Source organism: Vagococcus penaei (assembly GCF_001998885.1).
GTDB classification, from domain to species: Bacteria; Bacillota; Bacilli; order Lactobacillales; family Vagococcaceae; genus Vagococcus; species Vagococcus penaei.
The window spans coordinates 1,463,082-1,488,232 of the sequence record NZ_CP019609.1; the positions used below are offsets into that span (position 1 = coordinate 1,463,082).

The 25,151-nt window shown below is 35.2% G+C and carries 22 protein-coding genes and 1 pseudogene; 17 read left to right on the top strand and 6 right to left on the bottom strand.

The annotated features are described in order from the left end of the window. The first annotated feature begins 368 nt into the window (after positions 1-368). From BW732_RS07000 to BW732_RS07010, 3 genes and pseudogenes are all read left to right on the top strand, one after another. A pseudogene (locus tag BW732_RS07000) lies at positions 369-1,533 on the top strand (IS3 family transposase). A gap of 206 nt (positions 1,534-1,739) precedes the next feature. Next, positions 1,740-1,925 (top strand): hypothetical protein, encoded by a 186-nt coding sequence (locus BW732_RS07005; RefSeq protein ID WP_077276076.1) that lies wholly within the window; start codon positions 1,740-1,742, stop codon positions 1,923-1,925. A 117-nt stretch (positions 1,926-2,042) separates the two neighbouring features. Beyond that, positions 2,043-2,405: a MerR family transcriptional regulator gene (locus tag BW732_RS07010; protein ID WP_077276077.1), complete on the top strand. Its 363-nt coding sequence runs from the start codon at positions 2,043-2,045 to the stop codon at positions 2,403-2,405. 29 nt (positions 2,406-2,434) lie between these two features. Here BW732_RS07010 and BW732_RS07015 read toward each other — a convergent pair. Beyond that, a protein-coding gene (locus BW732_RS07015; RefSeq protein WP_126844577.1) for an IS3 family transposase occupies positions 2,435-3,600 on the bottom strand; the annotation gives its coding sequence in 2 pieces (ribosomal slippage) (positions 2,435-3,321 and positions 3,321-3,600; 1,167 coding nt in all). Positions 3,601-3,933: 333 nt separating this feature from the next. Further along, positions 3,934-4,290, bottom strand: coding sequence for a potassium channel family protein (locus BW732_RS07020; RefSeq protein ID WP_077276078.1), 357 nt, complete (start codon positions 4,288-4,290; stop codon positions 3,934-3,936). A 208-nt stretch (positions 4,291-4,498) separates the two neighbouring features. On the opposite strand from BW732_RS07020, the gene ruvA reads away from it, so the two are divergent. Beyond that, a complete protein-coding gene (gene ruvA / locus BW732_RS07025; RefSeq protein ID WP_077276079.1) occupies positions 4,499-5,116 on the top strand; it encodes a Holliday junction branch migration protein RuvA in 618 nt (205 codons plus the stop codon). A gap of 14 nt (positions 5,117-5,130) precedes the next feature. Further along, complete coding sequence (ruvB, locus tag BW732_RS07030; protein ID WP_077276080.1) at positions 5,131-6,138, top strand: Holliday junction branch migration DNA helicase RuvB; 1,008 nt, start codon at positions 5,131-5,133, stop codon at positions 6,136-6,138. 91 nt (positions 6,139-6,229) lie between these two features. On the opposite strand, the gene BW732_RS07035 is transcribed toward ruvB, so the two are convergent. Together BW732_RS07035 and BW732_RS07040 are read right to left on the bottom strand one after the other, a co-directional pair. Next, complete coding sequence (locus BW732_RS07035) at positions 6,230-7,630, bottom strand: hypothetical protein (protein WP_077276081.1); 1,401 nt, start codon at positions 7,628-7,630, stop codon at positions 6,230-6,232. Beyond that, on the bottom strand, positions 7,611-8,150 hold the full coding sequence (locus tag BW732_RS07040; protein ID WP_077276082.1) for a sigma-70 family RNA polymerase sigma factor: 540 nt from the start codon (positions 8,148-8,150) through the stop codon (positions 7,611-7,613). Before BW732_RS07040 ends, BW732_RS07035 begins: the two co-directional genes overlap by 20 nt. A gap of 533 nt (positions 8,151-8,683) precedes the next feature. On the opposite strand from BW732_RS07040, the gene BW732_RS07045 reads away from it, so the two are divergent. Continuing rightward, a complete protein-coding gene (locus tag BW732_RS07045; RefSeq protein WP_077276083.1) occupies positions 8,684-9,214 on the top strand; it encodes a GNAT family N-acetyltransferase in 531 nt (176 codons plus the stop codon). Positions 9,215-10,121: 907 nt separating this feature from the next. Here the strand turns inward: BW732_RS07045 and BW732_RS07050 are convergent. Next, positions 10,122-11,054: a DUF561 domain-containing protein gene (locus BW732_RS07050; RefSeq protein WP_077276084.1), complete on the bottom strand. Its 933-nt coding sequence runs from the start codon at positions 11,052-11,054 to the stop codon at positions 10,122-10,124. 334 nt (positions 11,055-11,388) lie between these two features. Between BW732_RS07050 and BW732_RS07055 the strand changes: the two genes are divergently transcribed. Next, positions 11,389-12,588 carry an acyl-CoA dehydrogenase family protein gene (locus BW732_RS07055; RefSeq protein ID WP_077276085.1) on the top strand — a complete coding sequence of 400 codons (1,200 nt, stop codon included), beginning with the start codon at positions 11,389-11,391 and terminating at the stop codon, positions 12,586-12,588. A 36-nt stretch (positions 12,589-12,624) separates the two neighbouring features. Here BW732_RS07055 and BW732_RS07060 read toward each other — a convergent pair whose 3' ends face one another. Continuing rightward, positions 12,625-13,545: a LysR family transcriptional regulator gene (locus tag BW732_RS07060; protein WP_161485533.1), complete on the bottom strand. Its 921-nt coding sequence runs from the start codon at positions 13,543-13,545 to the stop codon at positions 12,625-12,627. A 112-nt stretch (positions 13,546-13,657) separates the two neighbouring features. On the opposite strand from BW732_RS07060, the gene BW732_RS07065 reads away from it, so the two are divergent. The 10 genes from BW732_RS07065 to adhE all read left to right on the top strand — a co-directional run bounded on the left by BW732_RS07065 (position 13,658) and on the right by adhE (position 25,123). Beyond that, positions 13,658-14,845: an acetyl-CoA C-acetyltransferase gene (locus tag BW732_RS07065; protein WP_077276087.1), complete on the top strand. Its 1,188-nt coding sequence runs from the start codon at positions 13,658-13,660 to the stop codon at positions 14,843-14,845. Between the two features lie 54 nt (positions 14,846-14,899). Continuing rightward, entirely contained in the window at positions 14,900-15,754 is an 855-nt protein-coding gene (locus tag BW732_RS07070) for a 3-hydroxybutyryl-CoA dehydrogenase (RefSeq protein WP_077276088.1), read from the top strand. Positions 15,755-15,769: 15 nt separating this feature from the next. Next, positions 15,770-16,552: an enoyl-CoA hydratase-related protein gene (locus tag BW732_RS07075; RefSeq protein WP_077276089.1), complete on the top strand. Its 783-nt coding sequence runs from the start codon at positions 15,770-15,772 to the stop codon at positions 16,550-16,552. 32 nt (positions 16,553-16,584) lie between these two features. Then, positions 16,585-17,916, top strand: a complete 1,332-nt coding sequence (locus BW732_RS07080; protein WP_228414920.1) for an acetyl-CoA hydrolase/transferase family protein — start codon at positions 16,585-16,587, stop codon at positions 17,914-17,916. A 257-nt stretch (positions 17,917-18,173) separates the two neighbouring features. Beyond that, complete coding sequence (locus BW732_RS11615) at positions 18,174-18,617, top strand: CsbD family protein (RefSeq protein WP_077276090.1); 444 nt, start codon at positions 18,174-18,176, stop codon at positions 18,615-18,617. Between the two features lie 183 nt (positions 18,618-18,800). Next, a complete protein-coding gene (gene queA, locus BW732_RS07090) occupies positions 18,801-19,835 on the top strand; it encodes a tRNA preQ1(34) S-adenosylmethionine ribosyltransferase-isomerase QueA (RefSeq protein WP_077276091.1) in 1,035 nt (344 codons plus the stop codon). A gap of 19 nt (positions 19,836-19,854) precedes the next feature. After that, a complete protein-coding gene (gene tgt, locus BW732_RS07095) occupies positions 19,855-21,000 on the top strand; it encodes a tRNA guanosine(34) transglycosylase Tgt (protein ID WP_077276092.1) in 1,146 nt (381 codons plus the stop codon). 81 nt (positions 21,001-21,081) lie between these two features. Beyond that, the gene (gene yajC / locus BW732_RS07100) at positions 21,082-21,453 is read left to right on the top strand and encodes a preprotein translocase subunit YajC (RefSeq protein ID WP_228414921.1); all 372 of its coding nucleotides are present in this window, start codon (positions 21,082-21,084) and stop codon (positions 21,451-21,453) included. A 144-nt stretch (positions 21,454-21,597) separates the two neighbouring features. Beyond that, the gene (locus BW732_RS07105; RefSeq protein WP_077276093.1) at positions 21,598-22,359 is read left to right on the top strand and encodes a prolyl oligopeptidase family serine peptidase; all 762 of its coding nucleotides are present in this window, start codon (positions 21,598-21,600) and stop codon (positions 22,357-22,359) included. Positions 22,360-22,519: 160 nt separating this feature from the next. Beyond that, entirely contained in the window at positions 22,520-25,123 is a 2,604-nt protein-coding gene (gene adhE, locus BW732_RS07110; protein WP_077276094.1) for a bifunctional acetaldehyde-CoA/alcohol dehydrogenase, read from the top strand. Positions 25,124-25,151: the final 28 nt, after the last annotated feature.

Here is a 25,151-nt window from a genome sequence, read left to right on the forward strand (position 1 = left end):
CTAAATATTAGGTAGGACCTCCTAATAATTTTGATTGATTTAACGACTCACTGAAAAGTCAAAGAGATTGTTGTCGCTTTGACTTATTTTGAATAGCGCATGTATGCTTTCATTCCAGAGTTATCGGAAATCGACAGAATGAATTGAATAAAAGAAATTCAAATGAGTTTTCTAATTTAATTAGAAATTATGATAAAGATAGAGAACATTATTTTCAAAAGACCTCATAACGATTATGGGGTCTTTAAATTGTATTCAGGAAATTAATTAATTAATCATCTAATTTTTTAAAAGTGGATAGGCTACACTTGACTAGACAGAAAAAATAAGGTGTGATGAGAATAAGAAAACACACTGGAGGAAATGTCATGTTAGAACGTAAACCAAGAAGAACTTTTACCAAAGAATTTAAACAACAAATGGTAGATCTTTACCAATCAGGAAAACCTAGAATAGATATTATTCGTGACTATGAGTTAACTCCTTCAACTTTTGATAGGTGGGTAAAACAAGGAACAACCACAGGTTCATTCAAAGAAAAAGATAATTTAACACCTGAACAAAAGGAATTAATCAAACTCAGAAAAGAACTTAAAATGCTTGAAATGGAAAATGATATTTTAAAGCAAGCGGCGCTGATATTCGGACGAAAAGGCAAGTAATTAAAGCCAACAAACATAAATATTCTATATCAGCGATGTGCCGAGTCCTTAAAATATCAAGACAAACTTACTATTATCAGGAAAAGAAGCCATTACTAGAAAGTGAACTAGAAGAAATTGTGGAAATGATTTTTCGCCAAAATAAAAAAGCTTATGGCGCTCGTAAAATAAAAAAGCACTTAGTTTAGAAGGCATCATTCTCAGTAGAAGAAAAATTAGAAGGATTATGCGACACAGAAACCTCGTTTCTGTGTATACGAAAGCTTATTTTAAGGTGGTATCTTCTAATGTGAATGAGTCTAAAATAACCAATCAATTAAAACGTCATTTTAACTCCGTTATGCCATTAGAAAAAGTTGTCACCGATTTAACTTATGTCAAGGTTGGCAATCGTTGGCACTATGTCTGTTTAATTCTTGATTTATTTAATCGAGAAATCATTGGATTTAGTTGTGGGGCATCAAAAGATGCCGAATTAGTTAAACAGGCATTTTATACGATTCCGTACGCCTTAACAAACATTCAGTTGTTTCATACTGATAGAGGAAAAGAATTTGATAACCAAGTGATTGATACCATACTAAATACATTTAATATCAAGCGATCGTTGAGTAGAAAAGGAAATCCCTGGGATAATGCCGTCGCCGAGTCAACTTATAAATCCTTTAAAGCAGAGTTCGTTTATCCCAATCAGTTTGAGACACTAAAAGAATTATCTGTGGCTCTTTATGACTATGTTCATTGGTGGAATCATTTCAGAATACACGGAGCATTGAATTATGTCACTCCGCTTAGTATCAGAGCTCAGAGATTAGCGATAGCTTCCCTTGAGGATGAGTCAAACTGTGATACGTGTGAGATAGCGGGTTGATTTTTATAAGTCAACACACCGCGAAAGAGTCACAGTTTGAGAGGCTCATGGTCAAGGGTAATCGGATAACAGTACCAATGTTTTGACACCTTATAATATTTGTCAAAAAAAGTGTTGCCATTCCAAAGTCACAGGAGTTAATATAAATCACGTATACTTAGTTACTTTTTAAGTATCTATTTTTAGAAAAAAGGAGATTTTGTAAAATGACAATTATCTACGTTGGAGGAAGTTTTCTAAGTTTTTTAGGAATAATAGTACTTCTTATAAGTTTTAAAACTGAATTTAAAAATTTAAATGTATCTCAAAAGTTAGGAATTATTTTAACTGCTATCGGAGTTGTTATTCCCTTTTTGATTGGAACAATAAACGGTTTTATAAATAACAAATGATTTTTAGGGGACAGAGAGTTTACATAGGTGGCAATACTGAGTTAGAAATTGTATGATATTATTTTTAAAATTAGACTTAACAAGGTATCATTAATTATCATGTAAGGAGAAAAAGATATGTATACAATTGGAACATTTTCAAAGTTAGCTGATATTTCAATCAAAACATTACGTTATTATCATGAAATAGACTTAATTTCCCCCAGTTACATAGACCCAAAAACAAATTACCGATATTATGGTTTTAATAAATTTTCTGAAATAGAAAAAATTAAATTATTTAAATCTTTTGGTGTATCTTTAGATGAAATCAAAGAATTAATAGTAACAGATTCTAATAGTATGACTAATATACTTGTAGAACAACAAAAAAAATTAACTGAATGGAATGGCAACACTTTTTTTGACAAATATTATAAGGTGTCAAAACATTGGTACTGTTATCCGATTACCCTTGACCATGAGCCTCTCAAACTGTGACTCTTTCGCGGTGTGTTGACTTATAAAAATCAACCCGCTATCTCACACGTATCACAGTTTGACTCATCCTCAAGGGAAGCTATCGCTAATCTCTGAGCTCTGATACTAAGCGGAGTGACATAATTCAATGCTCCGTGTATTCTGAAATGATTCCACCAATGAACATAGTCATAAAGAGCCACAGATAATTCTTTTAGTGTCTCAAACTGATTGGGATAAACGAACTCTGCTTTAAAGGATTTATAAGTTGACTCGGCGACGGCATTATCCCAGGGATTTCCTTTTCTACTCAACGATCGCTTGATATTAAATGTATTTAGTATGGTATCAATCACTTGGTTATCAAATTCTTTTCCTCTATCAGTATGAAACAACTGAATGTTTGTTAAGGCGTACGGAATCGTATAAAATGCCTGTTTAACTAATTCGGCATCTTTTGATGCCCCACAACTAAATCCAATGATTTCTCGATTAAATAAATCAAGAATTAAACAGACATAGTGCCAACGATTGCCAACCTTGACATAAGTTAAATCGGCGACAACTTTTTCTAATGGCATAACGGAGTTAAAATGACGTTTTAATTGATTGGTTATTTTAGACTCATTCACATTAGAAGATACCACCTTAAAATAAGCTTTCGTATACACAGAAACGAGGTTTCTGTGTCGCATAATCCTTCTAATTTTTCTTCTACTGAGAATGATGCCTTCTAAACTAAGTGCTTTTTTTATTTTACGAGCGCCATAAGCTTTTTTATTTTGGCGAAAAATCATTTCCACAATTTCTTCTAGTTCACTTTCTAGTAATGGCTTCTTTTCCTGATAATAGTAAGTTTGTCTTGATATTTTAAGGACTCGGCACATCGCTGATATAGAATATTTATGTTTGTTGGCTTTAATTACTTGCCTTTTCGTCCGAATATCAGCGCCGCTTGCTTTAAAATATCATTTTCCATTTCAAGCATTTTAAGTTCTTTTCTGAGTTTGATTAATTCCTTTTGTTCAGGTGTTAAATTATCTTTTTCTTTGAATGAACCTGTGGTTGTTCCTTGTTTTACCCACCTATCAAAAGTTGAAGGAGTTAACTCATAGTCACGAATAATATCTATTCTAGGTTTTCCTGATTGGTAAAGATCTACCATTTGTTGTTTAAATTCTTTGGTAAAAGTTCTTCTTGGTTTACGTTCTAACATGACATTTCCTCCAGTGTGTTTTCTTATTCTCATCACACCTTATTTTTTCTGTCTAGTCAAGTGTAGCCTATCCATTTACTTTTACTCATGTGATCTACCTCATTTCTTTAAAAGAAGTAATCTATCATACGTACGAGTAATTAACTTTCGCCTATAACTATTCGAAGTCAGATAGAGACGTTTTATTAACGTTTCGTCGTGTATTGTTAAATTATTCTTTCTAATAGACATATTATCGCACTTTTAAGTTTTTATTTCTAATGATAACTGATTTAGAGTGGCTAATAATAAAAATGTCATTTTAAAAATGTGATGAGTAGGTTTTTATGAGTATTAAAAATTGTTCTGAGAAGATTCCTTTTTTTTATCTGTTTTAGAATAAAGATATGCTCTAGAAACAACTGAGATAAAAAGTGCCATCAGACCAATTCCAACAAGTGCATAAATAATCGTAAATAATTTACCTAAATCTGTTTGTGGATAGATATCACCATAACCAATAGTTGTTAGGGTTGTGAATGACAAATAAAAGGCATTTAAAATAGTTAAGTTTTCAACAGTTGAATAAAAAATAGTCCCACTAATTAATGTGATTAATACTAAGACTAATAGTGATTTAGTGTCGTCACGCTGTAAAATATAGCGGATAGATGTCAGTAGTTTTTTGATAGAAATAAATAAAGATAGCATAGTATACCCTCCATAGCTTTTAAACAGATTATCCGTTTTTGAATGCTATTTGTCTAATGAAATGAGTCATTTGACGTATTCTTGATGGACTAGCGATTTTAGAGGCAAGAGGAAAGTTAGCTGGTAAACTCTGTACATTCCTTAGTTTAGTATTTTAGTAATTTATGGTACAATTTTAGGGAACGTATGTACGGAAGGGATGAAGTGAATGTTTGAATATATAAAAGGGCTAGTGACTTTTGTGAGCCCTTATTACATAGTGGTGGAAACTAATCTAGTGGGGTATCAAATTTTAGTTGCAAACCCTTTTCGTTTTTCTGCCTACTATAATCAAGAAGTAAAAATCTATGTCCATCAAGTGATTCGTGATGATGCGCATACTTTATATGGTTTTTCAACATTAGAAGAAAAGCAATTATTTTTAAAATTAATTAGTGTTTCTGGCATTGGACCAAAGAGTGCTCTAGCTATTATGGCGCTAGATGATCATGGTGGATTGGTTTATGCCATTGAAACAGAAGATGCGGCTTATTTAACGAAATTTCCAGGAGTTGGCAAGAAAACAGCACAACAAATGGTCCTTGATTTACAAGGTAAGTTAGATGATTTAGCAGTTGATACACCAGCTGTAACAGCGATGGCCAAACAAGATAGTCTATTCGCTGTTGTGAGCGATCATGAGTTAAAAGAAGCTTTGGAAGCTTTGCGAGCGTTAGGTTATACGGAACGTGAAGTGAAGCGGATTACAAAAGAGCTTGAAGCACTGCCACAAGCAACCACAGATGAGTATTTACGTCATGGGTTGAAATTATTGATGAAAAAGTAAGAGGTGATTAAGTCATGACCACTGAGGAAGAACGTGCGTTATCAAGCGATTTGGTACCACAAGAGGAGTTATTAGAATTATCATTACGTCCCCAATATCTCTCCCAATACATTGGGCAAAATAAAGTCAAACAAGAATTGACTATTTATATTGCGGCCGCCAAATCACGTGAAGAATCGCTTGACCATGTCCTTTTATATGGACCACCTGGTTTAGGAAAAACGACGATGGCAATGGTGATTGCTAATGAGATGGGTGTTAATATTCGTACGTCTAGTGGCCCAGCTATTGAAAAGCCTGGCGATTTGGTCGCATTACTAAATGAATTAGAACCTGGTGATGTCTTATTTATTGATGAGATTCATCGTCTTCCCCGTGTAGCAGAGGAATTATTATACTCTGCTATGGAGGACTTTTATGTTGATATTATTGTGGGTCAAGGCCCAACAGCTCATCCCGTACACTTTCCGTTACCACCTTTTACATTAATTGGCGCAACAACTCGTGCCGGTATGTTATCGGCACCATTACGCGATCGTTTTGGTATTATTTCACATATGGAGTATTACCATGAGGATGATTTAAAAGAAATTGTGTTACGCTCAGCATCTATTTTTCAAACAGATATTTTAGATGAAGGTGCCTATGAAATTGCTCGTCGCTCTCGTGGAACCCCACGAATTGCCAATCGTTTACTTAAAAGGGTGCGTGATGTCGCTCAAGTTGAAGGCACTGGACAAGTCGATATGGCTATTGCAGACCGAGCGCTGGGTTTATTACAGGTGGATCATCAAGGATTGGATTATGTCGATCAAAAGTTATTGCGTACGATGATTGAGATGTATCAAGGAGGACCGGTTGGTTTATCAACAATTGCTGTCAATATTAGTGAGGAAACAGAAACCGTTGAAGATATGTACGAACCATATTTGATTCAAAAAGGGTTTATTAAGCGGACTTCTCGTGGCCGTGTCGCAACTGAAATGGCTTATCATCATTTAGGGTATGATTATCACGAATAAAACAATTAATGAACCACAGATAGTAGTCAAAAAAGAATTTTTGCTAGTGTCTGTGGTTCATTTAATTTAAACTTTTTTAGTAAATGTGAGTTTATTGTCTGATATCAATTAGTTTAAGATCAGGTGAGTCTAATTCATTAGCACTATAATTAAAGACAGGTAAATATAGTTGGGATAATTGGTAGTCATCAATAAAAAAGCCGAAATGAATGAGACGTTTTTCTTTTGCTTTTAAGGTTGGTAGTTGATAAAAATGGCGTTCTGTTCCATGGTTATCAAGATAATCGACTTCTCCAGATAAAGCTGTTGTTTCTAAATTTAGTGAAGCATCAACGAGTGACTGACCATTTTGTTGTAATAAAATAGGCGCATCTTGCAAGTGTAATTCTTTAAGCGGATGATTTTCCATATTTTTGATAGACGCTGTAAGATAGATGAAAATTGGTTTAACAGTTTTTTCTTGAATGACCTGATCGAGTGAGTTTTTTCCATCACCAGCTTTAATTATTTTTTGCTTAAATGGCAGCAAGCGTTGTTGCTCATCTAAAAGTTTGTTTTCCTGTAATTGTTCTAAAGAAGATAAATTGAAATTGTTTAGATTCAATGTCTGAATTGAGTCAAATACTTGGACTTTTTCTACCGTGAATTGAACTTTACCATCTAAAGGTGTAATTATGACTGGTTCACCAATGTGTTGAATAGTTGCACGAGATAAGGGTAGTTTTTTAGATTTTGGTGTATGTCTGTCAGATTTTTTTATTTGTTTTTGATAATCGTCAAAATCATTATATATAGTCGCGTTGTCTTTGGTTGTTCTTTTCAGAGTGATATTGCTTAAAATAGCTGTTAAATCTTCGTTAGGCATATCTTGACCAACATAGGCTTCTAAAATGTAACCTTCTTTTTCAAATAGTAGAAATACTCTACGATTAAATGGAACTTCTCTATTTGTAACAGATGGTGTTTTTTTGACTAGTAAAGCTTTATGACCACCATAAATTGTCTCTTTGTAACTTTCAGAGAATAAGACATTGAAATCGGCCTTCTGATTGATTTTCCATAAAACAAAAGTCAAGCCACCCTTATTTAGGTTGTCCTGATGACTGTATTTAAGAGCATCGGGATCACTGACCATATTTTTAGGTAAATAATTTAGGTGTAGTTTGTAAAGAGTTTCGTGAGTATAAGTTTGGTTGCTATCAAATGCTAGAGATACTTGATACTGATTTTTTTCGACATACCAATTATATAGTTTAGAGATAGCGTAGGTTGTGCTTGGAATAATAAACAAGACAATTATTAAAGTAATGACGATACGCTTGGTTGTCCAGATAAACGCTATATTTTTTTTGTTGTCCATAGTATTGAGAAATGCTTTTTTTCGTTGGTAATAGTTATCTGAAAATTCATGTGTTTCAGATGCTTGATCAAAATCATTTAATGCCATTTTTTCTGCTGCTTGCTTCAATTTTTTATTTTTTTGTATTGTCATGTTGATTTTGCCCTCCAATAAGTGATTTAATTTTATTTTTGGCTCGTTCGTATTGTTTTCTGATTGTTGGTTCGGAAACGTTCATTATCATAGCTGTTTCTTTGGTATTTAAACCATAGAATACACGATACATAAAAACTTGGCGGTAGGGGACATCTAAAACCTGTGTGATTTCGTCAAAATTATCTTCAGAAAGTAAGTCATCTAGATAATCTGTGACATTATTGTTGGATTCGCTATCTGTATGGTAATCTTTTAAATAATTGGTTTGTGTTTGGTTTTTTCGGTACCGATCAATTGCTTTGTTTTTGACAATGACTAAAATATATTTTTTTAAATGAAGTTCATTTAATTTCCTAATTCTCTTTCTGTCTACGTAGAGCTGTTCAAACACATCTTGCGTGATGTCCTCAGCTTGTCCTTTATTATTTAGAATTGTATAGGCGCGATAAAAAATTTTTTGCTCATAGTCCTGATATAGATGCTCAAAAAAAGTTTTATCGGATTGTTTATCTCGCATCTTAGTAGCTCCTTTATTCGTTGTTATAATAATTAACGGTTAGGAAATGAAAAAAGTGACAAAATAATGATTTTATTTTTAACTCGTCATTTATATTATTTTAGACATAATCTTAAAAAGCAATGGTAAACTATAGCTAGAATATCATGACAATTGGATGAGGAAGTTAGTCTTTCTTATAATAAATAATGAATTTAATGATTTGGAGGTAGATATATGTGATTAGAAGAATGTGATTTGTACCTTGGCAAAACTGATGATTAACTAAAAGTATTAAGACCAAGGAATGGACAAACAAGACCTTCAAATAGTTCTTCATGAATCTGCTAGTAAAAAGTGTACAATCGGTTAGTAACGAATTACGTAATTGGTAATGATTCGATGAAATAGCTACTAGAAAAGCGTGTATTTGTTGGACAGATTGTTGAATATGCTGGTAATGAATGCCATGCGGTTTATTTGTCCAATTAATACAACAATATTAGTGAGACTGGTATTTCTGAGGTGGTGTAAAAGAAGGAGTTGTCAACTAGATGGTATTACGATTAAAGTCTATAAAAGAAAAAGATTTACGCGAATGGTGGGAGATTAGTTATGGTCCAAAAGGTGACCAAAAATGGATGGTCTATAATTGTCCATATTTTAATAATCCCCGATTAAGTTGGAATGAATTTTTAAAAACAAGTCAAAAATATCTCATTCAACCAACTTTAGCTAAGCTAATTGTTCAAAATGACCGGATTATTGGAATGGTGAGTGCTCATTGGGAAGATGGTATACTTAAGCAGTGGCTTGAAGTCGGGTTGGTATTATATGATTCAACTAACTGGAATCAAGGGGTTGGGACTTATATTATGAAACACTGGATTACGGAAATGTTTGGACAATTTCCTCACATACAACGAGTCGGTTTTACGACGTGGTCTGGGAATCCTAGTATGCAAGTACTTGGTGATAAATTAGGTATGTCAAAAGAAGGGGTCATTCGTAAAGTACGATATTGGCAAGGTAATTACTATGATTCCATTAAATATGGTATTTTGAGAGAAGAATGGATTAATTAAGCTTAAGAATTTCTTAGCAAATAAGTCATAAAAAAGCGCGAAGAAGGTCATAAATTTCTCATAATTACTGGGTAATATATAAGCATACCAACAAAACAAACCCTAACAAAACAACTTTTTCATTTTATTTACTCCTCCAAAGTAAATAGATAAACTCCTTTTTCCACTGACACTAGGTCAGTGGTTTTTTTATAGTTAACACTAGCAGTTAAGCTTAAGAATTTCTTAGCAAATAAGTCATAAAAAAGCGCGAAGAAGGTCATAAATTTCTCATAATTACTGGGTAATATATAAACATACCAACAAAACAAACCCTAACAAAACAAACTTTTTCATTTTATTTACTCCTCCAAAGTAAATAGATAAACTCCTTTTTCCACTGACACAAGGTCGGTGGTTTTTTTATAGTTAACACTAGCAGTTAAGCTTAAGAATTTCTTAGCAAATAAGTCATAAAAAAGCGCGAAGAAGGTCATAAATTCCTCATAATTACTGGGTAATATATAAGCATACCAACAAAACAAACCCTAACAAAACAACTTTTTCATTTTATTTACTCCTCCAAAGTAAATAGATAAACTCCTTTTTCCACTGACACTAGGTCAGTGGTTTTTTTATAGTTAACACTAGCAGTTAAGCTTAAGAATTTCTTAGCAAATAAGTCATAAAAAAGCGCGAAGAAGGTCATAAATTCCTCATAATTACTGGGTAATATATAAGCATACCAACAAAACAAACCCTAACAAAACAAACTTTTTCATTTTATTTACTCCTCCAAAGTAAATAGATAAACTCCTTTTTCCACTGACACTAGGTCGGTGGTTTTTTTATATAAAAAAATCAGCTAATCCCCAAAGCTAGTAGCTAGGAAAGGATTGGCTGATAGATAGTCTACTAACTAAACTTGTTAGTTTAGTTGTAGATGTTTAATTGTGTCATGAGCATCCGACATGATAGATTGGATAAGCTCATCCACCGAACGGATAGAATTAACTAAACCTGAAATTTCACCAGCCATCATCGTACCTGTTTTAGTATCACCTTCAACCACTGCTCTGTATAATGATCCAACAGTCAACTGTTCTAATTCATCCTCTGGTGCATTAGCCATTTCCAATGTCAGATAATTCGCTAACATCTCATTTTGTAATGAACGAACTGGATGACCGCCTTTACGTCCAGTAACAATCGTTGATGTATCCGTTGCTTCAACAATAGATTGCTTAAATGCATCTGGTATTGGGCACTCTTTGGTTGCTAAAAAGACCGTTCCCATTTGGACACCTTCCGCGCCTAAAGCTAGAGCAGCGACTAGTGCTTTTCCATCAGCAATTCCACCTGCTGCAATGACTGGTAAATCAACTGCTTCTGTGATTTGACGGATTAAAGGCAGTGTCGAGGTTTTTCCAATATGACCACCGGCTTCTTGACCTTCAGCAATAATCGCATCTACACCTAAATCTTGCATTTTATGGGCGTGTTTGACAGCAGCGACAACAGGGATTACTTTAATTCCGGCTTCTTTAAAGCGTGGAAAATATTTTTTAGGTGAGCCAGCACCTGTAGTGACAACAGCAATTTTTTCCTCAATTACAATATCAACTAGCTCATCAATATTAGGTTGTAATAGATTGAGGTTCACACCAAATGGTTTGGTTGTAGCGGCACGTACTGTCTGAATTTCTTTTCGTAAGCCTTCTGCGTCTAGTGCCCCAGTCGTTAAAAGTCCAAGCCCACCAGCATTTGATACAGCAATAACTAAGGGACTTCTTGAAATATGTTGCATTCCACCTTGAATAATTGGGTATTTAATGCCTAATAATTCTGTGATTTTTGTCATGTGATTCTCTCCTTTTCGTGTCCTAATTGTAGTATAGCGAAAAAATAAAGCGTTTCCAAATCGTTACCTATATCGTTTTTCACAGATTGTTTGAATTAAATTCCATGTTTTTAATGAATCGTAGCGGTTTTTATTAGTTTTTTGTGAAATAAATAAGATTGATTGCAATTAAAAGGTCGTATGAATCTTATCAATTGGGCATTAGCTGATGCAATCCCCAATTTGTGAAAAGTACTAAAAATTTATAGAAATATCTTCCGTACGTTACAAACTAATATCTGCTATCATGTTGTTGTAAGCGCTTAAAGGCTAAAAATTTATTGGAGGAACTAACATGAATAAATTAGAAAAGTTACAGGAATTATATCCTGAAGATTTATTAGGACTATCAAAAAAATTAACAGATGGTGAAGTTGAAGTCTTATACAATTTAAGAAAAGAACTTGAAAAAGACATTCAGCCAGTTATTGCAGAGTATTGGGATAAAGCAGAATTTCCAACACAGGTGTATGATTTATATAGTCGTGTTGGCGTGATGAATAATCCATTATTATTTGAAGGTCGTGAAGGAAAAGAAACTTACAGTGAAATGTATAACGCCTTTTTATTCACAGAGTTGGCACGTACAGACACATCGATTGCCACAGCGTATACAATTCATCGTATGGCTCATACGGTAATTTCACAAGGTGGTACTGAGGAGCAAAAAGCGCACTATTTACCTAAATTAGAAAAATTTGAATTAACAGGTTGTTTTGCTTTAACGGAACCATTGAATGGATCTGATATTGCTAAAGGATTGAAAACAAGTGCTCGTCAAGAGAATGGTAAGTGGATTTTAAATGGTGAAAAATATTGGGTAGGCGCAGCAAATACGGCAGATGTGATTCCTGTCTTTGCTCGTGATGAAGCTGATGGCGAAATTAAATGTTTCATCTTACACCATGACACACCAGGTGTTAGTTTTGAAGTGATTAATCACAAGATGGCATTACGTCCAGTTCAAAACTGTAAGATTATTATGGAAGATGCAACAATTGATGAGTCACAATTTTTACCTAAAATCAAAGGATTTGGTGATGTAACACGCGTATTTCAAGGCTCACGAGTTGATGTGGGACATATTGCAACAGGGACAGCAGCTGGTTCATTAGCAGCGACGCTAAAATATGCAACTGACCGTCAACAATTTGGTCGCCCGATTGCCAAATTCCAATTAGTTCAAGAAAAAATCGCTCGTATGGAAATTAAGGTTGCAGCAAACATCGCATTATCAGTTATTTTGGCTGAAAACCAAGAAAATGGCGATTTCGATACAGTTAATGCTTCATTACATAAAATGCATAATGCGTTAAATTTACGTGAATTAGTCGCTTTAGGCCGTGAAATCTGTGGTGGAAATGGCATTAACATTGACTACGGTGTTGGTCGTTACTTTGCAGATGCAGAAGCTGTTTACACTTATGAAGGTTCTCATGATATTAATGCTCTAATTTTATCACGTGCATTAACTGGTATGGGTGCATTTGTTTAAAAAAATTTGTGAGAAGCTTTATGCTTCTCACAAATTTTAAATTTTAAACTTTTGATTGTCTGCGATAATGAAGTTTTTGAAATCATTAATACTATTGGTTAAATATTCAGAACGTTGCCAAACCATATAGATATTGTAAATGATGGACAAGTCTGTTACATCAATAATTTTAATCTCTTCGTAATCGAGGGAATTCCGAGTGGAAACAAAGGCAATTCCATGATTCGACCGTACCATCCCAATAACGCCAGATTCTTCATTCATGGCATAGAGGGTCTTTAAATGAAATTCGGGACCAGCTACTCGATCAAGTGCTGTACGAATGGAGTAATTCATTCCAGCAGATTTATTGTAGCCAATAAATACCTCGTCTTTAATATCAGAGAATGACACATGTTTTTTACTCGCTAAGGGATGACTTTTAGGGACGATTAAAACGATTTCATCATCATAGAGAAATTCCCGATTGATGTCATCTTTATAATCTTCAAACTCAAATTCACCACAAAAACCAACATCAATTGTCCCCTCAATAATATTGGCCAAAATATTGTGGGTTGAAGTTTGGGTTAAATAGACATCCATGTTAGGGTATTCATTTTTAAAACGAGCAAGTCGTTGCGGTAAATAGAAGGAAGAAGCTGTAAAAACACTCGATAGATTGAGTTCCCCCTGCTCTTGATGTGTGAGTCGTTCGATTTCATCCATTCCATTTTTTAAATGGGTCATTGCCAAGGTGACATGTCCAGATAAAATTTTTCCGTGTTTCGTTAATTTAATGTTTCGACCGTTTTTTTCAAATAATTTCACATTTAATTGGGTTTCTAAACGTGTCATTGCCTTACTAAGTGTGGAGTAACTAATATATAACTCATCAGCAGCCTCCGAAAAATTTAAGTGGCGGGCAGCGATTAAAAAATAATTTAAGTGTTGAAAATTAATATGTTTCCAATACATGAAAACCATCCTTTCAAAGTTAAGTCAGCAAATCAAATTATTGACACTGCTATCATAACAATTTTGTAAGGAAATACCAATTTTAGACTATCAGGAAAGTAGGAATTTTAAAATGACTCGAAGTGTAATTTTAAGTGCGGTACGTACACCGTTTGGAAAATTAGGTGGTGTATTTAGAGATGTGCCAGCTGTAGATTTAGGCGCAACAGCTATGAAAGCAGCTGTTCAAAAAAGTGGTGTTGCTATTGATGCAATCGATTATGTTGTGATGGGGCAAGTATTACAAGCTGGCGTGGGCCAAATACCTTCGCGTCAAGCATCAATTAAAGCTGGATTAGACTGGTCAATTGGGTCAGAAACAATTAACAAAGTATGCGCATCAAGTTTGCGTGCGGTAACATTAGCGGATCAAATGATTCGTTCAGGTGATTTAGATGTGGTATTAGCTGGCGGAATGGAAAGTATGTCGGATGCACCTTTTGCTTCAAAAGACTTACGTTGGGGACAACGGATGTTTAACTCACAAATGGTGGACTTAATGGTTCATGATGGTTTGTGGGATGCTTATTACAATCAACATATGGCGGTTAATGGCGGTTACGGTGCAGAGAAATATGGCATCAGTCGTGAAGCGCAAGATGAGTGGGCATTACGTAGCCAACAATTAGCAAGTCAAGCAATGGAATCAGGTGTGTTAGAAGAGGAAATTATTCCTGTAGAAGTGCCACAACGTAGAGGTGAGCCAATCGCTATAACCAAGGATGAAGCACCACGCCCGACAACAACATTAGCTGATTTACAACGTCTACAAGGACTATTTAAAGAAGGAAATACAATTACAGCTGGTAACGCACCAGGAACAAATGATGGTGCATCAGCTTTAATGATTGCTTCAGAAGAAAAAGCTAAAGAATTGGGTATACAACCTTTAGCTACAATTTTGGGACACGCAGAAAGTGGTGTTGAAACGCGTTTAATTGCCAGTGCACCGGGACATGCGATTGAAAAATTGTTGAAAGAACATGATTTAACAATTGCTGACATCGATTTATTTGAAATCAATGAAGCTTTTGCAGCCGTGACTTTAGTGACACAAAAAATGTTAGATATTCCATCAGAAAAAATTAATGTTAACGGTGGAGCGATTGCCTTTGGACATCCAATTGGTGCTTCAGGCGGTCGTATTATTGGAACGCTCGTTCATGAAATGCGTCGACGTAAAGCTGTTTATGGTATTGCAGCAATTTGTAGCGGTGCGGCACAAGGTGATGCCGTATTAATCAAATGTGAATATAACTAAACATCATTAAATGAAACGACAACGATTAAATTAAATTTAAAGGGAGTAAGACAAATGAACTTAGAAAAAATTATGGTTATTGGATCAGGACAAATGGGTAACGGGATTGCGCAAGTATCAGCGCAAGCAGGATACCAAGTAATCTTAAATGATGTGAAACAAGAATTCGCTGAAAAAGGGTTAGCAAACATCACGAAAAACTTAACACGTGATGTTGAAAAAGGGCGTAAAACAGAAGAAGAAAAGCAAGCTGTTTTAGACCGAATTACATTATCAACGGATAAAAAAGATGCTGCTAGCTGTCAATTAGTTATTGAAGCTGCCGTTGAGAATTTTGAGATTAAAAAAGCCATCTTTAAAGAATTAGATGAAATTGTTTCTGAAGATGTGATTTTATCAACGAATACGTCATCATTACCAATCACGGACTTAGCTGCCGTAGTTAGTCATCCGGAGCGTTTTATTGGAATGCACTTTATGAATCCAGTACCAGTCATGAAATTAGTTGAGATTATCCGTGGTATTCAAACACGTGATGATGTTTACGATGTGATTCACGAATTAAGTCTAAAAATGAATAAAGTTCCAGTTGAAGTTAACGACTCATATGGTTTTGTTTCTAACCGTGTCTTAATGCCAATGATTAATGAAGCAGCATTTGCTTTGTATCAATCAGTTGCGACACCAGAAGCGATTGACCAAGTAATGGAATTAGGAATGAATCACCCAATGGGCCCATTGAAATTAGCTGATTTAATTGGTTTAGACACGTGTCTATCAATTATGCAAGTATTGTATGATGGCTTTAACGATCCAAAATATCGTCCATGTCCATTATTGAAAAAATATGTGGCTGCTGGTTATTTAGGTAAGAAAACTGGTCGTGGATTCTACACGTACGATAACTAAACGGAGGTAGCAAAGATGACACACTACAATACAGTTTTATTAGAAATAGATAAACAAATTGCCACATTAACAATTAACCGTCCGCAAAGTTTAAATGCTTTGAATCAACAGACGTTAGAAGAAATTGAACAAGCTGTTCAGTCATTAAACATGCGTGAAGTCCGTGTATTAATCATTACTGGTTCTGGCGAGAAGGCTTTTGTTGCAGGAGCCGATATTAAAGAAATGGCAGCTAAGACAGCACTTGAGGCACGTGAATTCTCCTTATTAGGTAATCGTGTTTTCCGTGCCATTGATGAGCTACCAATTCCAGTTATTGCGGCAATTAATGGCTATGCTCTAGGTGGTGGTTTAGAGTTGGCTATGGCTTGTGATGTGAGATTTGCTTCAACCAAAGCAGTTGCCGGTTTACCAGAAGTTAATTTAGGTGTGATTCCTGGTTTTGGTGGCACGCAAAGGTTGTCACGTATTATCGGACTACCGAAAGCTTTAGAACTAATGTTTGAAGCAGCTAATGTCCGCTCTGAAGAAGGGTTATCAATCGGATTATTTAATCGCGTATTTGAACCAGAAGCACTTCTGGCTGAAACAATAGCTTATGCAGAAAAAATCATTAAAAAAGGCCCGATTGCCGTTAAATTCGTTAAAGAAGCGGCCAAAACTGGTTATGAAATGCCAATTGACCAAGCACTTGGCTTAGAAGCAGAGTTATTTGGCTTAACATTTGCGACTGAAGACCAGACAGAAGGTATGACAGCTTTTATTGAAAAACGTGCTGCAACATTTAAAAATCAATAAGGAATAATCAATCATTGGAGGATGGATGCATAATGAAAGACTTACAAACGAAGTATAATGAAAAAAAGATGAGCCCAGAAGATGCAATAAAATTCTTATCCCCAGGAGATGCAGTTGTTTACCCAATTGCCCCCGGTGAACCAAAATTACTTCATGATGCATTGTGTCAATATGAAGGACTTGATGACAATAAACTTTACAGAACGCTAACGAATGTACCAACTTATGATTTACCAAAAGACAAATTAAAACAAATTTCAATCTTTTTAGGCGGTGACCGTCAGTTAATGAATGATGGTGTAGTCGAGTTGTTACCAAACCATTTTGGTGACACGGTTGATTTAATTAAAATGCGTGAAGAAGAAATTGTTTTGATGTTTAATGCATCACCTATGGATGAGAAAGGCTACTTCTCATTAGGTTTAGCAAACGCATACGTTGGAGGATTATTAGATTCAGCTTCAAAAATCATTATCGAAGTAAATGAAAATTGTCCGTATACATATGGCGAAAATCATCATGTTCATATTGATGATGTCACAGCATTAATCGAAAGTAGTGAACCATTACCAACTATCCCTGAACCAGTGATTGATGAAAAATCAGAAGCGATTGGTAAAATTATTGCTGATTTAGCTCCAGATGGCGCAACATTACAAATCGGCTACGGATCTGTACCGTCAGCGGTTATGAATAATTTGACTACGAAAAAACGTTTAGGTTTTCATACAGAGATGTTACCAGATAAAGTAATTGATTTATATAATTCTGGTTCATTAGACAATACTCAAAAAGAAACGTATGTTGGAAAAACAGTGACTACCTTTGCGATGGGGACACCTAAATTATATGAATGGTTACACAAAAATGAAGATATTTATTTTGTACCAGTAAACCAATCAAATTCAATTAGAGAAATTGCTAAAGAAGGTAACTTATATACCATCAACGCAACCATCCAAGTTGATTTACTAGGTCAATGTAACTCAGAAAAATTACCAAATAAATATTATTCGTCAACAGGTGGTCAGTCTGACTTTGGTAAAGGTGTTCGAATGGCAGAAAATGGGGTTGGTATCATTGCTTTGAATTCAACAGCGGCTAATGATACAGTCTCAACAATTGTGCCATCATTGTACGCTGGTGCGGCTGTAACGACGTCAAAAAATGATGTTGATTATATTGTCACTGAATATGGTGCAGCTCGTTTGAAAGGTAAGACAATCAATGAGCGCGTTGAAGCATTGATTAATATTGCCCATCCACGTTTTAGAGATGAGTTACGACAAGAAGCAATCAAATTAAAATATTTGGCTGCTGAAACAGATGAATTAGAAGAAACTGAAGAATTAGTTTTAGCTTAATAATTAAATAGTTAGGCCCTCTCACAATGATGAGAGGGCTTTTATTTATACTATAAATCAAGATATCAGACTTTGGTACAATGTTTTACGGTTCTTTATAGGTTACAATAGACTTAGTTGACGTAACGAGAGTCATACGTCATCATTCAAATAAAACAAATGAGCTTATTAAATGAAAGTGTAAGGTGTTTCATGAGCTTTTTTGTTAAAAGTGCGTTATAATAATCTACATATAATAAACAGGAAGGTGACGATATATGAAGAAAAAAGCGGGATTAGTTATTGGTGCAGCAGGTGCAGTTTTTGCTTATGCTGTTTGGAAAAAGATGCAAGAGCCACATTATAATAAGGATACAATCAAAGGTAAAGTGAAAGAATTTGCTGGAGATAAGTTAGACAATGATGATTTACGTGCTGAAGGTATCGTTGACCAATTAGTGGGTGGCTCAAAAGAAGTTGTCAATGACATTGCAAATAATACTACGCAATTTGTTGATAAAATGATGGGTGCTGGCTCGAGTGATCAATTAAAAGGTCACGCGGAAGAAATGGCGGGTAAAATGGCTCATGACCCTATGAAACAAGCTGAAGGTAAGGTAGATCAAGCAATGGGTAAAACGAAAGCATTCTCAGAAGATATAAAAGAAAAAGCTACTGAGAAGTTAAATCACCCACATGATACTCATCATCCGAAACATTAATTTTATTCAAACTAATAACCAGGAAAAGCCATTATTGCGTATTTTCGCATAATGGCTTTTTCTATTCGAGATAAGTTGGATGATTGATATGAATTCAGTGAATTACTTACTTGATATGTTTTTATTTTTGCGTAAAGATGATAGAATACAACAGGAGACTGTAAAAAAGAAAAGGTGACGATAATGACATTAAGTACTTCAGATTTTGATTTTTATTTACCAGAGGAATTAATTGCACAAACACCCTTGAAAAATCGAGTATCTTCTCGATTATTGGTATTAGACAGCAAAACTGGTCAGATGCAAGACAAGCATTTTTCAGATATTATTGATGAACTTCATCCTGGAGATGCTCTAGTGATGAATAATACTCGCGTCTTACCCGCGCGTTTACATGGTGAAAAGCCCGATACTGGTGGACACTTGGAAGTGTTGTTATTAACTAATACTGAAGGTGACACGTGGGAAACACTGATTAAGCCAGCAAAGCGTGCGAAAAAAGGGACTGTCATTTCGTTTGGTGACGGACGATTAATGGCAACGGTTACGGAAGAGTTAGAACATGGTGGTCGTATGATTGACTTCACCTATGATGGTGTTTTTTTAGAAACATTAGAATCACTTGGTGAGATGCCATTACCACCATATATTAAAGAAAAACTCGAAGATAACGACCGCTATCAAACTGTTTATGCAAAAGAAAATGGCTCAGCAGCAGCACCAACAGCTGGATTACATTTCACGAAAGATTTGTTAGAAAAGATTGCTGCTAAAGGGGTTAAATTGGTTTACCTAACACTGCATGTTGGTTTAGGAACCTTTAGACCTGTTAGTGTTGATGATGTTGAAAATCATACAATGCACAGTGAATTTTATCGTTTAACAGAAGAAGCAGCTACCGAATTACGTGCGATTAAAGCCGCTGGTGGTCGAATTGTTGCAGTCGGTACCACTTCGATTCGGACATTAGAAACAATTGGCATCAAGTTCAATGGTGAGATTCACGCAGATAGTGGTTGGACAGATATTTTTATCAAACCAGGTTATACATTTAAATTGGTTGACGCTTTTTCAACTAATTTTCATTTACCAAAGTCAACATTAATTATGTTGGTTAGTGCATTTGCAGGCAGAGAAACAACACTGGCGGCCTATGCACATGCTGTGACTGAAAGATATCGTTTCTTTAGTTTTGGCGATGCCATGTTTGTTAAATAATAAGAAAGTAGGGATATAGATGACAGAACCAGCGATTAAATATCGACTGATAAAAAAAGAAAAACACACAGGAGCGCGTTTAGGTGAAATTATTACACCACATGGCACGTTTCCGACACCAATGTTTATGCCAGTTGGCACGTTAGCAACGGTTAAAACAATGGCACCAGAGGAATTAAAAGATATGGGTGCGGGGATTATCCTTAGCAATACGTATCATTTATGGTTAAGACCTGGTGAAGATATTGTAGAAGAAGCAGGTGGATTACACCGTTTTATGAATTGGGATCAAGGTATTTTAACGGATTCAGGAGGTTTTCAAGTTTGGTCTTTAAGTGACATGCGTCGTATCGAAGAAGAAGGTGTGCACTTTAGAAACCACTTAAATGGTTCTAAAATGTTTTTATCACCGGAAAAAGCGATTCAAATTCAAAATAAATTAGGACCAGATATTATGATGAGTTTCGATGAGTGTCCACCATTTTATGAAAGCCATGATTACGTGAAAAAATCAATTGATCGGACAAGTCGTTGGGCTGAACGTGGCTTAAAAGCACATGCGAATGCTGACCGTCAAGGGCTATTCGGTATTATTCAAGGAGCTGGTTACAAAGATTTGCGTCAACAAAGCGCCCGTGATCTTGTGGCAATGGACTTTCCTGGTTACTCTATTGGTGGATTATCAGTGGGTGAAACGAAACATGAGATGAATACAATATTAGAATATACAACACCGCTTATCCCAGAACACAAGCCACGTTACTTAATGGGTGTTGGGACAGCTGACTCTTTAATTGATGGAGTTATTCGTGGAGTTGACATGTTCGATTGTGTGTTACCAACGCGAATTGCCCGTAACGGTACATGTATGACAAGTAAAGGACGTTTAGTCGTTAAAAACGCGCAATACGCCCGTGATTTTCGTCCATTAGATGAAAAATGTGATTGCTATACATGTCGTAACTATACCCGTGCCTATATCCGTCATTTGATTAAATGTGATGAAACATTTGGCATGCGCTTAACGTCATATCACAATCTATATTTCTTACTAAATGTGATGAAGCAAGTCCGTCAAGCGATTATGGATGATAATTTATTGGAATTCCGTGAAGCATTCTTTGAAGAATATGGATTCAATGAAGAAAATGCAAAGAAATTTTAACTTTAATGCTTTATATATAGAGTAATTGTCTAAAATTTGTTAGAATTAATCATGACTTTAAAAGAATAGGGAGTGTATTGAATGCCAGGAGCAGGTATCGGTGGTATGTTAATTCCATTAATTTTAATTGGTGGGATGATGTTTATGATGACACGTTCACAAAAAAAACAACAACAAAAACGTCAAGATTTATTAAATAATATGGCGGTTGGGAGTGAAGTTGTCACAATTGGTGGACTTTACGGTGTTGTTAGTGAAATTGATGAAACAAAAGGTACTGTGACATTAGATTGTGAAGGTATTTTATTAGAGTTTGAAAAAAATGCCATCAAAACAGTTAAACCAGCGTCAACAACAATGACTCATGAAGTAAAAGAAACTGAAGTTATTGGTGAAGATGGTTCAGTTGAAAAAACTGAAGAAGTTATCACTGATGAGAAGAAAGAAGATTAATCCAATCTTATGATTAAATAGAGACGATAATTGGGCTACGGCTTGATTATCGTTTTTTTATTATCCTTAATATAGAAACAAGAAAATAGCTTTCGATAAATGTAACACGTAAACTGAATACAATAAGTTAAAGGAGTGAAGAGGATGCTACTTAAAACAATCAAGCGGCATATTAGCCATGTGCCAATTTTAGAAGTTTTCCCAGAAGGAGCAGATTACAACGCTTTGCCATTAGTTATTTACTATCATGGGTGGCAGACATCAAAAGAGTTAGGTCTAACTAATGCGCGTAAAATCGCTAAATACAATATTCGAGTTGTCTTACCAGATGCTATGTTTCATGGCGACCGTCAACTGGCAACTATTTCCACTATTCCGTCATTTACATTTTGGTCGAGTATACAACATAATCTTAGTGAATTTGATTTAATCGTTCGATTTTATCAAGAGAGAAGGTTGATTAAGGACAATCAAATTGGTGTAGCAGGTTTTTCAATGGGTGGAATGACCACAGCGGGACTATTGACTAAACATCCTGAGATTAAAGCGGCAGCGATTTTGATGGGAACGCCGAATTATCAAGCATTTATCCAAAAGATGCAGCGTGTATTAGAAGAACGGAAAATTAGTGTTCCAAAAGATTTATCTGATTTATTGTCGTGGACAGATAACTATGATTTAAGCCGGCAACCTGAGAAGCTTCAAGGCCGACCGCTTTATTTTTGGCATGGTACTGAGGATGAAAAAATTGATTATCAACAAGCTTATGAATTTTTTAGTCGGTACCAAACCCAACTGTATGGAGAGAAAATGGTTTTTGATACAGGTATCGGAGACCGTCACTTATTGAAACCACCAACGATGCAAAAGACAGCTGACTTCTTTAACAACTGGCTAAATAGTTAAAGTTAAAATAAAATTAATCAATAAAAAAATTAACTTTTTAGATAGAAAACGTATTCATTGATAATTAAGTGAAAAATATCACAAAAAGAGTTTACAATGATTAAAAAATACGGTATATTCTAATTGTGAAAGAAAATACAAACATCTCAGGAGGCTTAAAATGGCTAATAATAAAGAAATTAACGTTGAGAGTAAAGTAAATACAGTTGAAAAAACAATTAATGAATTAGTGAGCAAAGCGCAAGGTGCTTTAAAAGAAATGAAAACGTTCGATCAAGAAAAAGTTGATTACATTGTACACGAAATGGCAATGGCAGCGTTAGATAAACACATGCCCTTAGCAAAAATGGCAGTTGAGGAAACTGGTCGTGGAATTTATGAAGATAAGGCGATTAAAAATATGTTTGCCTCTGAAAGTATTTGGAATAACATTAAAAATGATAAAACTGTCGGCGTGATTAGTTCAGACGAACAAAAAGAAATCATTGAAATCGCTGACCCAGTTGGTGTGGTGTGTGGTGTGACACCAACAACTAATCCAACATCAACTACAATCTTTAAAGCAATGATTTCGATTAAAACTCGTAATCCAATTATCTTTGCGTTCCATCCAAGCGCTCAAAAATGTTCAGCAGAAGCGGCACGTATCGTTCGTGACGCAGCGGTTGCAGCAGGAGCACCTAAAGATTGTGTGCAATGGATTGAACACCCATCTATCGAAGCGACAAACTTATTAATGAATAACGAAGGTGTAGCAATTGTGTTAGCGACTGGTGGAGCTGGAATGGTTAAAGCAGCTTACTCTACTGGTAAACCAGCGTTAGGTGTTGGACCTGGTAATACGCCTGCTTACATTGAAAAAACAGCTCGCATTAAGCGCGCTGTGAATGATTTGATTGCATCAAAATCTTTTGATAATGGTATGATTTGTGCATCAGAACAAGCAGTGATTGTTGATAAAGAAGTCTATGATGCAGTGAAAAAAGAATTTGAAGCACATCAAGTTTACATTGTAAAACCTCATGAATTAGAAAAAGTCGAAGCGGCTGTAATGAACGAAGCGAAAACTGCTGTTAATCCAAGAATTGTTGGTCACTCAGCAGTATCAATTGCTAAAGATGCTGGTATTGACGTTCCAGAAGGTACTAAAATTTTAATTGTTGAATTAGAGGGTGCAGGAGCTGAATATCCACTATCACGTGAAAAATTATCACCAGTTTTGGCAATGATGAAAGCTAATAATACTGAACATGGATTAGAACTATGTGAAAATATGCTGAAGTTAGGTGGCGAAGGTCATACCGCAGTACTACATTCAGAAGATGAAGAATTACATTTAGCTTTTGGTTTACGTATGAATGCTTGTCGTATTTTAATTAACTCACCAGCAGCCCAAGGTGGTATTGGCGATATTTACAATGAAATGATTCCTTCATTAACTTTAGGTTGTGGCTCTTATGGAAAGAACTCAGTATCTAAAAATGTCACAGCGATTAATTTGATTAATACGAAAACAGTGACGAAACGGAGAAATAATATGCAATGGTTTAAACTACCTGAAAAAATTTATTTTGAGAAAAACTCTGTACAGTATTTACAACAAATGGAAGGAATGGAACGTGTCTTTATCGTCTGTGACCCTGGTATGGTACAGTTTGGTTATGCAGATAAAATTATTGAACAATTACTCCAACGCGATAATAAAGTAACATTTGCGATGTTCTCAGATGTTGAACCTAACCCTTCAACAAATACTGTTTACGCTGGAACTAAAATGATGCGTGATTTTGAACCAGATACAATTATTGCTATTGGTGGTGGGTCAGCAATCGATGCTGCTAAAGGAATGTGGTTATTCTATGAACACCCAGAAACATCATTCTTTGGCGCAAAACAAAAATTCTTAGATATCCGTAAACGTGCATATAAATTACCAAAAGCGAAAAAAGCTCAAATGGTTTGTATTCCAACAACATCTGGTACAGGTGCTGAAGTAACGCCATTTGCTGTTATTACGGATAGTGAAACACACGTTAAATATCCATTAGCTGACTATGCATTAACACCAAATGTTGCGATTATTGATCCACAATTTGTTATGAGTGTCCCAGCATCAGTCACTGCTGATACTGGTATGGATGTTTTAACACACGCTTTAGAGTCATATGTTTCAGTTATGGCTTCAGATTATACGCGTGGTTTAAGTTTACAAGCCATTAAACTTGTTTTCGATAATTTAGAAGATTCGGTTAAAAATCCAACATTGGATAATCGTCAAAGCATGCACAATGCTTCAACAATGGCTGGAATGGCGTTTGCTAATGCGTTCTTAGGAATTTGTCATTCAATTGCGCATAAAATTGGTGGAGAGTATGGTATTCCACATGGTCGTACGAATGCAATCTTATTGCCACATATTATTAGCTATAATGCTAAAGATCCATCAAAACACGCATTATTCCCTAAATATGAGTACTTTAGAGCAGATCAAGATTACGCAGATGTGGCTCGTTTCTTAGGCTTACCAGGGACAACCAATGCGGAATTAGTCGCATCATTAGTGAAAGAAGTGACTGAATTAGGTAAACGTTGTGGCATTAATATGAGTTTGAAAGCTCAAGGTGTTACAAAAGAAACCCTAGATAGTACAGTTGATCGTATGGCTGAATTAGCATATGAAGACCAATGTACAACAGCTAATCCGAAAGAACCATTAATTAGTGAACTAAAACAAATTATTATTGATGCCTACGAAGGCTGCTAAAAAGAGCTTTAATATTTGATTAAATACC